At 29.0% G+C, this 15,137-nt stretch carries 14 protein-coding genes; 2 read left to right on the plus strand and 12 right to left on the minus strand.

All coding sequences use genetic code 11. The features are described 5' to 3' along the window. Positions 1–348: 348 nt before the first annotated feature. Positions 349–1,329 (plus strand): hypothetical protein, encoded by a 981-nt coding sequence (locus tag DR020_RS05580; RefSeq protein WP_112365451.1) that lies wholly within the window; start codon positions 349–351, stop codon positions 1,327–1,329. A gap of 168 nt (positions 1,330–1,497) precedes the next feature. Here DR020_RS05580 and DR020_RS05585 read toward each other — a convergent pair whose 3' ends face one another. The 9 genes from DR020_RS05585 to DR020_RS05625 form a co-directional block, all read right to left on the minus strand. Beyond that, the gene (locus tag DR020_RS05585; protein WP_112365452.1) at positions 1,498–2,976 is read right to left on the minus strand and encodes a 4Fe-4S dicluster domain-containing protein; all 1,479 of its coding nucleotides are present in this window, start codon (positions 2,974–2,976) and stop codon (positions 1,498–1,500) included. A 162-nt stretch (positions 2,977–3,138) separates the two neighbouring features. Beyond that, positions 3,139–3,615, minus strand: coding sequence for a cyclic pyranopterin monophosphate synthase MoaC (gene moaC, locus DR020_RS05590; RefSeq protein ID WP_055258816.1), 477 nt, complete (start codon positions 3,613–3,615; stop codon positions 3,139–3,141). A gap of 29 nt (positions 3,616–3,644) precedes the next feature. Beyond that, complete coding sequence (locus DR020_RS05595; RefSeq protein WP_112365453.1) at positions 3,645–4,661, minus strand: molybdopterin-binding protein; 1,017 nt, start codon at positions 4,659–4,661, stop codon at positions 3,645–3,647. Between the two features lie 18 nt (positions 4,662–4,679). Further along, positions 4,680–5,171 carry a MogA/MoaB family molybdenum cofactor biosynthesis protein gene (locus DR020_RS05600; RefSeq protein ID WP_055258820.1) on the minus strand — a complete coding sequence of 164 codons (492 nt, stop codon included), beginning with the start codon at positions 5,169–5,171 and terminating at the stop codon, positions 4,680–4,682. 48 nt (positions 5,172–5,219) lie between these two features. After that, positions 5,220–5,708: a molybdopterin-guanine dinucleotide biosynthesis protein B gene (mobB, locus tag DR020_RS05605; protein ID WP_055258822.1), complete on the minus strand. Its 489-nt coding sequence runs from the start codon at positions 5,706–5,708 to the stop codon at positions 5,220–5,222. A 6-nt stretch (positions 5,709–5,714) separates the two neighbouring features. Then, positions 5,715–6,287, minus strand: a complete 573-nt coding sequence (locus DR020_RS05610) for a molybdenum cofactor guanylyltransferase (RefSeq protein ID WP_112365454.1) — start codon at positions 6,285–6,287, stop codon at positions 5,715–5,717. Positions 6,288–6,297: 10 nt separating this feature from the next. Continuing rightward, positions 6,298–7,497, minus strand: a complete 1,200-nt coding sequence (locus DR020_RS05615; RefSeq protein WP_112365455.1) for a molybdopterin molybdotransferase MoeA — start codon at positions 7,495–7,497, stop codon at positions 6,298–6,300. Between the two features lie 70 nt (positions 7,498–7,567). Continuing rightward, positions 7,568–7,969 (minus strand): 4Fe-4S dicluster domain-containing protein, encoded by a 402-nt coding sequence (locus DR020_RS05620; protein ID WP_112365456.1) that lies wholly within the window; start codon positions 7,967–7,969, stop codon positions 7,568–7,570. Positions 7,970–8,123: 154 nt separating this feature from the next. After that, positions 8,124–9,821 (minus strand): ferredoxin hydrogenase, encoded by a 1,698-nt coding sequence (locus DR020_RS05625; protein ID WP_112365457.1) that lies wholly within the window; start codon positions 9,819–9,821, stop codon positions 8,124–8,126. A gap of 282 nt (positions 9,822–10,103) precedes the next feature. Here DR020_RS05625 and DR020_RS05630 point away from each other — a divergent pair, with 282 nt between their 5' ends. Further along, a complete protein-coding gene (locus DR020_RS05630) occupies positions 10,104–11,069 on the plus strand; it encodes an SLAC1 family transporter (protein WP_112365458.1) in 966 nt (321 codons plus the stop codon). A 108-nt stretch (positions 11,070–11,177) separates the two neighbouring features. Here DR020_RS05630 and DR020_RS05635 read toward each other — a convergent pair whose 3' ends face one another. The 3 genes from DR020_RS05635 to DR020_RS05645 are packed head-to-tail and all read right to left on the minus strand — an operon-like array spanning position 11,178 to position 14,906. Further along, the gene (locus DR020_RS05635; RefSeq protein ID WP_112365459.1) at positions 11,178–12,404 is read right to left on the minus strand and encodes an NAD(P)/FAD-dependent oxidoreductase; all 1,227 of its coding nucleotides are present in this window, start codon (positions 12,402–12,404) and stop codon (positions 11,178–11,180) included. After that, complete coding sequence (locus tag DR020_RS05640; protein WP_112365460.1) at positions 12,404–12,817, minus strand: 4Fe-4S dicluster domain-containing protein; 414 nt, start codon at positions 12,815–12,817, stop codon at positions 12,404–12,406. Before DR020_RS05640 ends, DR020_RS05635 begins: the two co-directional genes overlap by 1 nt. A gap of 13 nt (positions 12,818–12,830) precedes the next feature. Beyond that, positions 12,831–14,906 (minus strand): molybdopterin oxidoreductase family protein, encoded by a 2,076-nt coding sequence (locus DR020_RS05645; protein WP_112365461.1) that lies wholly within the window; start codon positions 14,904–14,906, stop codon positions 12,831–12,833. Positions 14,907–15,137: the final 231 nt, after the last annotated feature.

Below are 15,137 nucleotides of genomic sequence, written 5' to 3' on the forward strand. Positions count from 1 at the left end.
TGGCCTCACAGGACCAATTTAAAGTGTATTGTTTATAAATTCTTATTACACATATTTTAGTCTAATTATTTAAAATCGTCAATAAGATTATTTATTTATAAAAAATTTTATTTTTCACATATTAAATAATATTTCCAATTTACAAATAAGTTAAGGTGTTAGAAAATTTCTAACACCTTAACTTAATTTCAACCTATACCTTTGTCCTATTGAATATTTACTTTAACATTATGATATATATATAATGTTTTGTCAACATTATTAAGTATGAACAAAATATTATTAACAAAATCATAAAATTACAAATATTACATATCTTATAATATAATTAATATTTAGGAGTTTTTTATGGAAATTATTTATCCTGATGAATTTTTAAAATCTCTTAACGAAAATAAAGACATAGATTCCTTAACAGATATGAGTATTACTGATGAAACATATGACTATGATTTGAGAGAAGACTATAATACTGATGACTATTATGAGTATGATAATTACGACGAGTATGATTTTGATGAATCGTATAACTATTTAAGCGATTATGATTATCCTAATTATAATTATCTTAGTGACTATGATTACAGGGGTTCCCAAGAATCTAAACAGACTGATGATAAAAATAAACCAATTAAATTTGCTAAAATAAAAATTCCCTATTTAGATGTAACTAAATTAAGACCTCCATTCCCACCATTTACTCCATGGCAAGGACCTTGGTGGCCATGGAATTGGAATTATCCTTGGTCTAATCATTTTCCATGGAATTGGAATTACCCTTGGTCTATGCATAAGAAAAACTGTTGTGGCAGTCAAGGCTCTTGTAAACCAAAATCTCCTAGAGAAGATGTATCTGATGAAAATCAAAGAAGCTTTGATTATTATGATGAATATAACAATTATGATAATGATGACTATGATTTTTTAGAAGATGAAAGGGGCCCTGCACCTTCTTATAATTACGATAAACCTCCAACAAGTCCACCACCTTCTAAATTACCTTTAAAAAATAGTAAAAATGTAAAAATAATAGATTATGATGGAACTCATAAATGTCCACCACCAAAACCACCACATCAAGGAGGTCCCGCTCATGGCCCTGGATATTCTAGTGAAAACCCTTGCAAATACGTACCTCCATCTTATATAAGAAACTGTGTTAATAATTTAGTTTATATATGGGAAATAAATGGACGAGGTTACTGGGCTTATTTAGATAGATTTGACAGAGGTTTTTTAAGTGGTTGGAAATGGATAGGACGAAGATGGATTAAATTTAATCAACATGTTAAAAGAGTTGATGCTATTTTATGCTATAAAAATCATTAAATATTTTAAACAGCTCTATATATAAAGTTTTAATATTTTAACCATATAAAAAATGTTGATTTAGATAAGTTTAAAAATTAAGTTTTTTATCTTCTCTAAAATCAACATTGTATTAAAAATATGGTTTTATACACTTATATATAAATTTTTATTTATCAATTTGAAAATTTATCTATCTTTATACTTTTTTAAATCCAACATCAAATCATTATATTTTTCAGTAGAGTCTTTTATATTTTGATAGTCTGATTCCTTGCCATAAATATCTACTTCTTTATTATTTTTAATATCATGATTTAATGTACCAGGCCCGTTTATACATCCTCCAGTACAAATCATTCCTTCTAAAAAATTACATTGAATTCTTTTAAATTTAGCCTGCATAAGCTTAGCATCACATTCTTTTATTCCATTTGCACTTTGTGGATTAAAATAAATATCTTGTCCATATTCGTTAACTACATGCTTTATAGCTTCTAACACTCCACCAGAACGTGCAAACATTCTTCCATAAAGAGAACCATTTTCACTCATACCATCAACACACTTATCTATGCATATATCTTTTGCATCAAGCATTGCTAAAAGTTCTTCAAATGTCATAACGTAATTAACTTCTCCTTTTATCTCTTCTCTTAATATTTCCATTTTCTTTGCTATACATGGACCTATAAATACAATATTAGAATTTTCATCGTTTTTCTTTATTAGCCTTGCAATAGCTATCATAGGAGATACAGTATTTGATATATTATCTTTAAGCATTGGGAATTTTTTTTCAATAAATGAAACAAAAGATGGACAACAACTTGATGTTAAAAATGATTCTTCCCCATAGTTTGCAAATTCATTAAACTCATGAAGTGCTACTAAATCAGCCCCTAAAGCTACTTCTAAAACATCATCAAACCCTAATGTTTTAATGGCTGTTATAACTTTATTTATATGATTTCCTTTAAACTGTGAAGCAATTGCTGGTGCAATAATTGCATAAACTTTTTTAGAATTATCCTTTATAAGATTTATTACATCTACTATTGATGATTTGTCCATTATTGCTCCAAAAGGACAATTAATAACGCAAGCTCCACATTGAATACATTTATTATTATCTATCACTGCTTTTTTACTCTCAGTATTATACGATAATGCTTTAGGATAACAAGATTTCATGCACGGTCTTCTAACTTCTGCTATGGCATCATAAGGACATGCTTCTTTACACTTTCCACACTCTTTACACTTAGAATAATCTATTTTAGATTTTTTGCTATCAAAGCTTATTGCCCCAAATCTGCAACTTTCTTGACATTTTTTAGCTAAACATCCTCTACACGCATTTGTAACTATAAATCTATTTATTGAGCATTCATCACAAGCTATATCTATAACTTCAATAACATTATCATTAAGCTTATCCCCTCCCAAAGCCACCTTTATTCGTTCTTGGACAATAGCTCTTTCCTTATAAATACAACATCTAACATTAGGGTTTAAATCATCAACAACTTCTTTTGCTATACTTAAAATATTTTTATCCAATGTGTCATTAAATGCATTTTCAGCTACTCTTTTTAAAACTTCATATTTTAAAATTTGAACAGATGTATCAAATTTTATATGTTTCTTATTAGTATCTTTCTCCATAAATAAAATACCCCCAAAAACTCAACCTAAATATATTTAAATCTAGTAACTTTTAAGCTATATAAATAACTATTATTCTAAACTAAAATATATGATTGAACTTTTAGGGATACTACATAATTATTATAATGATATAATAAAAATTACTATAAAGTTTTCTGTCTAAAAATTAAATTCTCCACTTTTTCCGCCGGTCTTCTTTAAGAGATGAATATCTCCTATGACCATTCTTTTATCTACTGCTTTACACATATCATAAATTGTAAGAGCCGCAACACTTACAGCAGTTAAAGCTTCCATTTCAACACCTGTTTTTTCAAAAACCTTAACTGTAGCTGTTATATTTATTTCTAAATTTTTTTCATCTATATCAAATGTTATACCACTTCCTGTCAACATAAGTGGATGGCACATAGGAATTAAATTAGATGTTTGCTTTGATGCCATTATACCTGCAACTCTTGCAACTCCTAAAACATCTCCCTTGCCTATTTTTCCTGCTAAAATTAAATCTAAAGTTTCTTTACTAACCTTTATTTTTCCAACAGCCACTGCAACTCTCTCAGTTTTTTGCTTTTCAGTAACATCTACCATGATAGCATTTCCTTTACTATCAAAATGAGTAAATTCATTAGACATAATCTACACCTTCTTACTTAATCTTAATTCTATTTACCAAATGAACAATGTGGGAAAGTACAAACCTTGCAGTTTAAACAAAATCCACCATGACCAAGTTTTGCTATATCTTCAAAAGTAACTTTTTCATTTGCTAATACTCTTGGTAAAACTAAATCAAATGCAGTTCTTTTATTGTACATTACACATCCTGGAAGCCCTAATATTGGAACATCACCATTATATGCAACTAAAAGCATAGCTCCTGGTAAAACTGGTGAACCATAAGTTACAAGTTCTGCTCCTGTTTCTTTTATAGCAGTCGGAGTCATATCATCTGGGTCAACTGACATTCCTCCTGTACACATTACAAGTTCTGCTCCATCATTTAATGCATCCTTTATAGCCTCTTTTATTTTTTCTTTATCATCTGGTAAAATTACTTGTCTTACAAGTTCACAATTGTATTCTTCAAGTTTTCTCTTTACAGCAGGTCCAAAAGCATCTTGAATTTTGCCTGAATAAACCTCACTACCTGTTGTTATCATGTAAGCCTTTTTAGGGTGTATTTTTTTAACTTCCATTATTTTAGTTAGTATAAGGTCTTCTGCTCTTTTTATTTTTTCTTCTTCTATAACTAATGGAATTATTCTTGTTCCACCTAATTTTTCACCTTTTTTAACTGGAGTATTATTATGTATTGTTGCAACCATCATTTCCCCTAAAGAGTTAATCTTAAAAAGTTCTTCTTCATTAACCTTTAAAAGTCCATCTTCTTTTGCAAAAAAGTCTATTTTTCCTTCTTTTATTTCTGCTCCAAATTCTATTCCATCACCACAAACTATATCTCTAAGTCTTTCAGCTGCTTCATTTTCATGAAGTATTCCTTCTTTATACTCCCAAACATAAATATGTTCTTTACCACAGCTTAATAATTTTTCTATATCTTCTTCTTGTATTATATGTCCTTTTTGAAAAGCTCTACCCTTAAATTTTCCTGGTATTATTTGTGTTATGTCATGGCATAAAACCATTCCTACTGCATCACGTACATTTACTTTTTTCATTTAAATCCACTTCCTCATTTATTTTCTTGCACAATCCTTAGCTGTTTCATTTAATATATCAATTCCATGTTTTAAATCCTCTAAAACAAAATCTAAAGCTTCTTCACAAGCCTTTGGACTTCCTGGAAGATTCACTATTAATGTTTTATTTCTAATTCCAGATGTTGCTCTAGATAACATAGCTCTTTTAGTTATTTGTAAACTATACATTCTTATAGCATCTGCTATCCCTTGAGCTTCTCTTTGTATAATTTCTTTAGTAGCCTCTGGAGTTACGTCTCTTGGAGAGAAACCTGTTCCACCTGTACTTAAAACTAAATTAAGCTTTAAATCATCACTCATTTTTATAAAAGCTTCTTTAAGCATTTCCTTATCATCTGGAACTAAAATATATTTTTCAACCTTAAAGCCTCTACTCTCTACATATTTTTTTATAACTTCTGCGCTTTTATCCTCTCTTTTTCCTGCATACCCTGAATCACTACTTGTTATAATTCCTACTGTATACATTCTATTTACCTCCTAAATATTTTTTATATTAATAATATTGTTAAAACTTTACAAATCTATTTCTTCCACAATATTTGCTAAAGATTTATAATCATTAATATTGACCTCTAAAACTCCATCTAAATTAAGTTCAATATCACTAGCTACTGCAATTAACTTTTCTTTTGGAGTTATAATTTCTGTACTTACTGCACTTCTAAAAACTTCTATTTTTTTATAAGAACTTTTTTTATAACCTTCAACTATTACAAAATCATAATCACTAACTAGATTAATCAATTCATCTAGTGATATTTCCTGCTTAATTTCCTTTATCATCGCCATTTTGCTTTTAGAGGATATAACTACAGCCTCAGCACCAGCTTTTCTATGACGCCATGTATCTTTGCCTTCCTTATCAATTTCAAAGTCATGAGCATCATGTTTTATTGTTGCTACACTATGTCCCCTTAATTTAAGTTCTTTTATTAAACCTTCAATTAAAGTTGTTTTACCAACATTAGATTTACAGGCAATTATATTTATAACTTTTGCCATAGTACCCTATTCCTCTTCTTTTTTAATATTTTCATATTCTTCTTTAGTGTTTACATTTATAAATGCTTTATTGTCATTTATTTCTATATATTTTACATTTATAAGTTTTAAAAGATTTCTTATTTTAAAGTCATTATTATCGATCAATTCTTCTATAATATGTACTATTTTCTTATCATACACAGCAACTAAAGGCTCAATTTTCCCATTAACTATAGGAACTAATGCATCTTCATTAAATTCGCAATAAGTTAAAGTGTCTATAACATTTTTATTTATAAAGGGCATATCTGCCGCAACAAATAAACATTTATTATAATTACACTTTTTAAGACAAGAATAAATCCCACCCATAGGACCAATATCCTTTATTTCATCTTCTATGAATGTAACTTGTTTTAAATATTTATAATCTTCTAACTTATTACAAGACACTATTATGTCATCATAATCTTTTAGTGACTCTATTATTAAATCTATAAATTTCCTATCATTTAATTTCAAAAAAGCCTTAGTTTCATATCCCATTCTCGAATTTTTTCCACCAGATAATATAACTGCACTTTTTTTAATACTCATAAAAATTCTCCTATAAAATAACTTCTATTAAATCACCCTTTTTAATAGATGTTTTTGGTTTAACTTCAAGTATTGCATTGCTATTTAACATTGTGTGAACTTGCCCTGGGCTTTGATATGCATGCTCTATGTAAACTCTATTTTCTTGCTTTTGCTCAATTTTCACTCTTAAAAATCTTCTTTTTCCTGAGACCTTTGTAAACTCATCTTCTGCAATAGCTTTTATCTGTTTTAAATTTATCTCATTGCAGTTAATCATCTTGCTAAGAATAGGTCTTACTGTCAATTCAAAGGTTGTTGAAGCTGCAACAGGAGTTCCTGAAAGACCTATAAGTAGCTTTCCATCTTTTACAGCACCAAACATAGGTGATCCTGGCTTTATGTTTACTTTCCAAAACAATATTTCATAACCTGCATTTTTAGCACTTTCTTTAACTAAATCTTTTTCTCCAACAGAAACTCCACCTGTTGTCACTAATATATCACACTTATCAAAAGCTTGTTCCATTGCATTTTGTATACCTTGAGAATCATCTTTAGCTAAATTAAATATTACAGGATCAGCTCCAAGTTCAACAAGTCTAGTATATAAGAAATATCCATTGCTATTGTAAATCTTTCCTGGCTTTAAAGCTGTCCCTGGTGTTTGTATTTCATCCCCTGTTGTTATTATTCCAACTCTTACTTTTTTGTAAACTTTAACTTTATCAAATCCCAATGAAGCTAAAGACATAACTCTTGATGAATCTAAGATTTCACCTTCTTCTAAAATCTTTGTTCCGGCTTTAAAATCCTCTGCCTTATAACAAAAATTATCATATGGTTTAAGACTCTCAAAAATTTTGACTACATCTCCATCTATTTCTGTATTCTCTTGTCTTACAACACAATTTGCTCCATCTGGAATAGGTGCACCAGTCATTATTCTTATCGCAGTATTCTTAGTTACTTTTTCCTTAGCAACATAACCTGCATAAACTTTATCTATAACTTTAAATATAGCTGGATTCTCCTTTGATGCATTCTCTAAATCTTCAGCCATAACAGCATATCCATCCAAAGGTGACTTATTAAATGGAGGATTATCAAAAGGTGCATGTATATCTTCTGCTAAAACCCTTTTATGACTATCACATATGTTTATAATTTCTGTATCCATTTTTCTTGAATTATCTAATAAATATTTTTGTGCTTCTTCTAAAGATACCATAATATCTTACCTTCTTTCTATTATTTACTTTATAATAAAGCAACTTCATTTTAAAAATTCCCTATGTAAACTATTCTAATGTTATAGCACCCATTGGACATTTATCTACACAATTAGGACTATTCTCCTTTGTGCTTTTGCACATATCACATTTCATAATAACATTTGAATTAACAGCGTTTGTTTTCAACACTCCATAAGGACAAGACATTATACACATATAACAACTCTCACATCTTTCTTTGTCATAAATAATTACACCTGTTTCTTCATCCTTATGCATTGCTCCTGTTTGACATGCAAAAACACATTCTGGTCTTTCGCATTGTTTGCAAAAGATAGGATTATATTTTCCTTTCGCATCTAATATAATTCTACTTCTTGAATCAACATCAAAATTGGCTACCATACAAGCAGCTGTACAAGTTAAACATCCTACACATTTTTCTCTATGTATTGTTATTTTCCTCATAATAATTATCCCTCTAATTCTAATCTAATCTATTTTTTAGCATTTTTCAATCTTAATGCGCAAAAATGTTGATTTTACTGTTACCAATAAAACCAACATTAACTTTTAAGACATTAAACAGCCCTAACTTATATATCTAAATTCACTTCCATAATTAATCATGTTTCTTTTTGTAATGTACATGAAAAAGTTCATGTGCTACATCATTTCCAGGTTGTCCAATATATACTCTATACATTGTCATTAAAGCTTCATTTTTATGTGATTTTCTATATGGTAAATTTTTATCTTGATTATATAATACTGCCGCTCTAAGTTTTTTATAATTAATTTTTTCTCTCTTTTCTGGTGTTAATATAGGTTGTCCACCACCATTTATACACCCACCAGGACAAGCCATTACTTCTATAAAATGATATTGCTTCTTATCTAATAAACCACTATTATAAAATTTAACGAAATTTTTTGTTCCATTTATTACAGCTATATTATAATTGTTCCCATTTATTGTTACTGAGGCTTCTTTTATATTATCAAAACCTCTAACTACTTTATAGTCTACCTCTTCAAAAGATTTTCCTTCTGTTAAATCTTTAATTGACCTTAATGCAGCCTCCATTACTCCACCTGTTGTTCCAAATAAAACTCCAGCACCTGTATATTCTCCCATAGCCTTATCAACTATGCTTTCTTTCATATTATATAAATCCATCTTTGATTCTTTTATTAACTTTGCAAGCTCTCTAGTTGTTAAAATGGCATCTATATTTTTTATTCCCCTATTTACCATTTCTTCTCTATCTATTTCAAATTTTTTAGCTGTACATGGCATCACAGTAACTGTAAATACTTCTTCTGGATTTAAATTTTCAATAGTTGGATAATATGTTTTCGTAGCAGCACCAAACATTTGCTGTGGAGATTTTGCACTTGATATATTATGTAATAATTGTGGATAATAATTTTCTACTAATCTTATCCATCCAGGACAACAAGATGTATACATTGGAAATGGTCCATTGTTTCTTATTCTTTCAATAAATTCAGTCCCTTCTTCAACTATAGTCATATCTGCACCATAGTTTAAGTCAAAAACCTTTTTAAAACCAAGACTTCTTAAAGCAGTATATACCTTTTTAGTAACATCAACGCCATAACCCATCTTAAATTCTTCTCCAATAGCAGTTCTAACAGATGGTGCTATTGCAACTATAACATGTTTATTTTTATCATTTAGCGCTTCTTTCACTCTATCTAAATGAGTTTTTTCATATAATGCTCCAACTGGACATGTAGCCACACATTGTCCACACAAAATACATTTAGTTTCATCAAAAGAACGATCTAAATTTGTAAATCGTATTGCCTCTGTTCCACTTTTATCTCTACATGTTGACACACATCTTCCGCATTCTATACATTTTGATTTATCATAAACAATAGCAGCACTCCTTGTATCTGGTTCTATATCTTTATATTCTAAATATGCTGTCTTTTTTGCACGATTATTAATTATAATATCAAATAATTCACATGATCCTTTTCTTACACAAGTTCCACAGTTAAAATTATGATGATTTAATATGTCTGAAATTCTTTCTCTTACTGCATTTTGAACCTTATTAGTATTTACTTTGATTTTCATTCCATCTTCAACAGGAGTTGAACACGCTCTTATAAGTTCACCCGTTTCAGCCATCTCTACCAAACAAACTCCACAGTGCCCCATATTTGAGCACTCTTCAAGATAACATAATGTTTGTATATTTATGTGATTTCTCTTTGCAACTTGTAGTATGCTATCGCTATCACAAGCTTCAAATTTATGGTTATTTATAAAAATAGTTTTCATAATAATACCTTCCTCTTTAAATAACATTTAATTATTAATTTTACTAAAATTTTACTAATTTTCTTAATATACAGATAATAATTATTATATAATTTTTGTTTTCTCACTATTATACACTAATAATACCAAAAATTAAATGTTTAATATCATAAAACTACTATCATTAATAATTTTTATAATTAACTAACTTATCATCTATAATTAAAATGATTTTTAGTTTATAATATATTTAAATATATAATTTAATTATATTAAATTACACTTATATAAAAAGGAGGATTTATGGAAAAAAGTAAGAACAATATTTCTTCTAATCAAACAAATTTTTTTGCTAACTTACCAATAGGTCTTATGGGAGGAGCCCTCGGAATAGTAATCTTAGCTAACGCTTATGCTAGTATAGATTTAAAATCTGTTCAATTTGTCTTAATGAATCTTGGAGCATTTCTACTTATTTTAGGCTTTTTAAAGCTTTTAGCCTTTCCTAAAAACATTTTAGCCGAAGTAAAAAGACCTGAGTTATATAGTACATATATAGCTTTTCCTATGACAGTTATGACCGTTGGTAAATTTTATTCAGAATATAATGTTCAAATAGGTAAAATCTTATGGTATATAGGTGCTGGTTTAGATATTTTTATAGTTTTAAGCTTTTTGTATATGTATGCAATAAAAAAACCAAAACTTGAAAATATATCACCTGGTTGGTTCCTTTTATTAGTAGGAAGTGTAGTAATACCTGCATCTAACTTTAACACATTTCTAATACCTTATACTAGAATAGTATGGTTGTGTTGTTTGATAGCTTATATAATAATTATACCTATAATTATATATAGATGTTTAAAATTTTCTCTACCTAAAGCTATTTACCCTTATTATGGCATAACCTCAGCACCGGCTAGCTTACTTACAGTAGGGTATTTGGCAGTTTGTAAAACAAATATACAACTTTTATCATGTATGCTTTTAATTTCAATCACTATGACGTTATTTTCATACATTAAATTACCTAAAGTAGTGTCTGATGGATTTAGACCATCTTTTGCTGGTTATACATTTGGTCTTGCTATATCATGTCTTTGTCAATTTAAAGCAGCTGTTTATTTTGAAAAGATAGATTATACTCAGATTGCACTTATATTAAAATCAATAGGATATATAGAACTTTTAATAGCTTCTATAGCTATATTTGCAATAGTTATCTTATCTATCGTAAATACTATAAAACCTATATCTAATAAGTAGCAACAATTTATATCATAGAATCTATAAAGTATACATATAAATAAAATTCACTTTAACTACATATTAAAGGAACATAGTCAACAGATTGTACTATGTTCCTTTTATTCTTTAATAAGTAAACTCAAAGTTTTCTTTAATATTAAAGAAATCTGCATAATCTATATTAAACAATGGTTTCTTAACTTTTGATACGTCTATCTTTTCCTTTATAAGCTGAGTTAAAATACCAACATAGAATAAATCACCTTGCACTATAGCACCATAAATTTTCCCATTTTTGTGGATTATCTTTTTATAATTTTTATCATCCTTTTCAATCTCAATTTCAAATCCTTCACCACTAGCTTCTACTTCACCTAATGACATAGTAGGAATCCCTAAAAAATTCATGGTATTTTTTTTGGCAAAAAAGTCTTCCATAAATAATTCGTTTCCTGTCATATTATTAGCTGCAATTATTCCTTCCTTAACAGCTGTTGGCCATATAGGATTTCTTCCTGTTACATCTCCTGCTCCATATACATCTCTAGTGTTAGTTTCACCCTTTTCATTTATTATAAGTCCAAATCTATCTGTTTCAATTCCACCATTTTTTAAGAATGATACATTAGCTCTAACCCCAGTAGCCACTACCACAAGCTCACATGGAACTTCTTCTCCTGTATTTAAAACTAAAGCTTTTGGGTTATTATTTTCATCAACTAAAAGCTTTTGAGCACTCACTCCTAATTTTAAATTTACTCCATGTTCTCTAAATTTTTGTTTATAAACATCTGATGCATACTCATCCAATTGAAGTGGTAATATTTTATTCCCCATTTCAACTAAACTTATATCAATTCCTTGATCTATTAATCCTGATACAGCATCAATTCCAACTAATCCTGCTCCTAAAACAACTGCACTTTTTATAGTTTTAGCAAGTTCTTTTATCTTTTCTGCATCATCTAAATTTCTAAGACCAATTACATTATTAGCAGTTCTTAAATTTTCCACTGGAGGTATAAACGATGATGCTCCACTACAAATTAAAAGTTTATCGTAATTTAAAACTTCTCCATTTGATAAACTTACTGTATGTTCTTTTGAATCAACATCTAAAACTTCTAATCCCTTAAGCCATTTTATATTATTATTCTTAAAGAAATCTTTTGTTGTAAAATCTAGTTTTTCAACTGTTCTATGACCACTTATATAATGATGCAATATACATCTTGAATAAACATGTGTATCTTTTGAAACTAATATTATCTCAGCATCTTTATCTATTTCTCTTAAAGTTTTAGCACCACTTATTCCAGCAGCAGACGCACCTATTACTATATATCTTTTCATTAATACTCTACCTCCTCTAATGTGATTGCACCCATTGGACACTTAGCAACACATTGAGGTGTTCCCTCTTTAGTAGAAACGCACATATCACATTTTAATATTTCTTTATGAGCTTTTGAATCCTCCTTTAAAACTCCATAAGGACAAGCCATTATACACATATAACAACTTGCACATCTCTCCTTATCATAAAGGACATACCCAGTCTCATCATCTTTATGCATAGCACCTGACATACAAGTATAAACACATTCAGGCTTTGTGCAATGTCTACAAAATATAGGAGTGTATTTTCCTTGACTTGTTGTAGCTATTCTACTTCTTGTTTCTACACCACCATGAGATACTATACAAGCTGTGGTACATGTTAAACAACCTACACATTTTTTTCTATCTATTTTTATTCTTTTCATCAATTTGCACCACCTAATTTATTTTCTCAATCTTTACAGTTACAGTTTTATATGAAGGTTCTTTTGAATATGGATCATATATTGATGGTGTTAAAGCATTAGTTTCTATATAATGTATTGGAGCATATAGTTCATACTCTTTAACATTATCTGTTATAACAGCATTAAACGCACTTGATTTACCATATTGATTTGTAATTAAAATTCTTTCACCACTTTTTATATCAAATTTCTTAGCTAATTTAGTATTTATTTCAACATAAGACTGTTTTGGATATATAGCTCTTGATACATCAAACTCTCTAGTTCTTGTTTGAGTATGCCATTGCCCAACTGTTCCTCTACCGCTATTAAAAACGTATGGAAACTCTTCACTTGGTTCATTTTCATTTTTACTCACATCTTCAAAAACAAACTTAGCCTTTCCATTTTTAGTGAAGTATTTACCATCTTCAAAAAGTCTTCTCTCATCTTCAACTAATTTTTGACCTTTTTTAAATGGCCATTGAATTCCTTTTGAAGATTCTAACATTTCAAAATCGACACCTGTTATATCACAAGGCATTCCTTCTGTACATTGCTTAAGCATCTCAAATACTTGTCTTGGAGTTCTCCAATTATCAAGTTGACTTCCCATTCCTAATGCTTCACCAATTCCTAAAAGAATTTCAAAATCACTTAATTCATTTTCTTCTCTCTTTAATATTTGTTTAACAGCAGACATTCTTCTTTCTGTGTTTATTATGAATCCTTCTTTTTTAATAGCTGGAACTGCTGGTAATAATAAATCGCAAATTTGTACACTATCAGTATCATCATATATATCTTGAACAACTAAAAAATCTACGCCTTCAGCAGCTTTTTTAAATTGCTCGTTATTTGCCCATGAATGTCTAGGATTTGTACAAAGAATCCAAAGAACCTTAATATCACCTGATATACATTTCTCAATTATCTCGTTATATGGTATTGTTGGTTTTTTAGGAAGCATAGATTCATCCATTCCCATAATTTTCGCAATTCTTTCTCTTTGAGCCATATCAGCATAATCTGCTCCACCATAAAGACCTGTTTGATTACTAAATGCTCTAGAACCCATTGCATTACATTGTCCAGTTAAAGAATTAGCACCTGTTCCTGCTCTTCCTATATTCCCTGTCATAAGAGCTAAATTTATAATTGCTTGAGCTGTTCTGACCCCTTCATAAGATTGGTTAACACCCATTGTCCACCAAAAAGATACTCTCTTTCCTTCATGAATTGTTCTAGCTAAGTCTAAAACTTGTAATTTTGATATCCCTGTCTTTTCCTCAACATCATCTAAAGTGTATTTTTGAACATGCTTCTTAAATTCATCAAAATTTTCGGTATATTTATCTATATATTCTTTATTTATCCAATCCTTTTCAATAAGAACATTTGCTAAAGTATATAATAAAGTTAAATCACCTTTAGATTTTATGTTTAACCACTCATCTGCATTTAAAGCAGTTTCAGTTCTTCTTGGATCTATTACTATCTTTTTAGCAGTTTTATTTTCTTTTACTCTTCCCCAAAAAATAGGATGAGCAACAACTGGATTTGCACCTATTATTATTATTGTATCTGAAAGTTCTGCATCATTTAAAGTATATGGAGGTGAGTCAAAACCAAAAGCCTGTTTATGAGCAACTACTGCTGTTGACATACAAAGTCTTGTATTTCCATCTCCATTAGCTTGTAAATAGTCTCTTACTATATGAGCTAGAAGCGCCATTTCTTCTGTCATTAATTGACCAGTACTTATAAAGGCAACACTTTCTTTTCCGTACTTTTCTTGTGATTCCTTTATCTTATCTGCAAAAGTTTTAAAAGCCTCATCCCATTGTATTTCTTTCATCTCACCATTCTTATCTCTTAACAATGGTAAACTAGGTCTTTTATACTTTGTGTTTTGTTTATCTAAGTTTAAACCTTTTATGCAAGAAAACCCTTTATTAACTGGATAATGTTCAGTTGGCATTACCTTAACTATTTTATTGTCTTCAACGTAAAAGGTCATATTACAAGCAAGACCACAAAAGTTACAAGTTGTTTGCTTTATCTCCATAAAAATCACTCCACTTCTTGAATCATTGTTAAATTTTTATCATTTTTTATTATTCTATCATATTTTTTCAAATCATACCATGATGATAATCACATTTTCATATTTTAAATTGACATATTAAGATTTTGTAAATTTTTTTGTTGTTAACGTATTTTCTTTTTTAAAGAAATATGATATTTTATTATCATATGCTTTTGTTTAATATTTTTCTTAATATTTTAAACTATTAAG

Origin of the sequence: Sarcina ventriculi (genome assembly GCF_900456775.1) — a bacterium.
GTDB lineage: Bacteria > Bacillota > Clostridia > Clostridiales > Clostridiaceae > Sarcina > Sarcina ventriculi.

What these genes read in the sequence shown, in the direction of transcription:
- DR020_RS05580 (WP_112365451.1), top strand. Translation starts at nt 349, where the DNA reads ATGGAAATTATTTATCCTGATGAATTTTTAAAATCTCTTAACGAAAAT.
- DR020_RS05585 (WP_112365452.1), bottom strand. Translation starts at nt 2,976, where the DNA reads ATGGAGAAAGATACTAATAAGAAACATATAAAATTTGATACATCTGTT.
- moaC (WP_055258816.1), bottom strand. Translation starts at nt 3,615, where the DNA reads ATGTCTAATGAATTTACTCATTTTGATAGTAAAGGAAATGCTATCATG.
- DR020_RS05595 (WP_112365453.1), bottom strand. Translation starts at nt 4,661, where the DNA reads ATGAAAAAAGTAAATGTACGTGATGCAGTAGGAATGGTTTTATGCCAT.
- DR020_RS05600 (WP_055258820.1), bottom strand. Translation starts at nt 5,171, where the DNA reads ATGTATACAGTAGGAATTATAACAAGTAGTGATTCAGGGTATGCAGGA.
- mobB (WP_055258822.1), bottom strand. Translation starts at nt 5,708, where the DNA reads ATGGCAAAAGTTATAAATATAATTGCCTGTAAATCTAATGTTGGTAAA.
- DR020_RS05610 (WP_112365454.1), bottom strand. Translation starts at nt 6,287, where the DNA reads ATGAGTATTAAAAAAAGTGCAGTTATATTATCTGGTGGAAAAAATTCG.
- DR020_RS05615 (WP_112365455.1), bottom strand. Translation starts at nt 7,497, where the DNA reads ATGGTATCTTTAGAAGAAGCACAAAAATATTTATTAGATAATTCAAGA.
- DR020_RS05620 (WP_112365456.1), bottom strand. Translation starts at nt 7,969, where the DNA reads ATGAGGAAAATAACAATACATAGAGAAAAATGTGTAGGATGTTTAACT.
- DR020_RS05625 (WP_112365457.1), bottom strand. Translation starts at nt 9,821, where the DNA reads ATGAAAACTATTTTTATAAATAACCATAAATTTGAAGCTTGTGATAGC.
- DR020_RS05630 (WP_112365458.1), top strand. Translation starts at nt 10,104, where the DNA reads ATGGAAAAAAGTAAGAACAATATTTCTTCTAATCAAACAAATTTTTTT.
- DR020_RS05635 (WP_112365459.1), bottom strand. Translation starts at nt 12,404, where the DNA reads ATGAAAAGATATATAGTAATAGGTGCGTCTGCTGCTGGAATAAGTGGT.
- DR020_RS05640 (WP_112365460.1), bottom strand. Translation starts at nt 12,817, where the DNA reads ATGAAAAGAATAAAAATAGATAGAAAAAAATGTGTAGGTTGTTTAACA.
- DR020_RS05645 (WP_112365461.1), bottom strand. Translation starts at nt 14,906, where the DNA reads ATGGAGATAAAGCAAACAACTTGTAACTTTTGTGGTCTTGCTTGTAAT.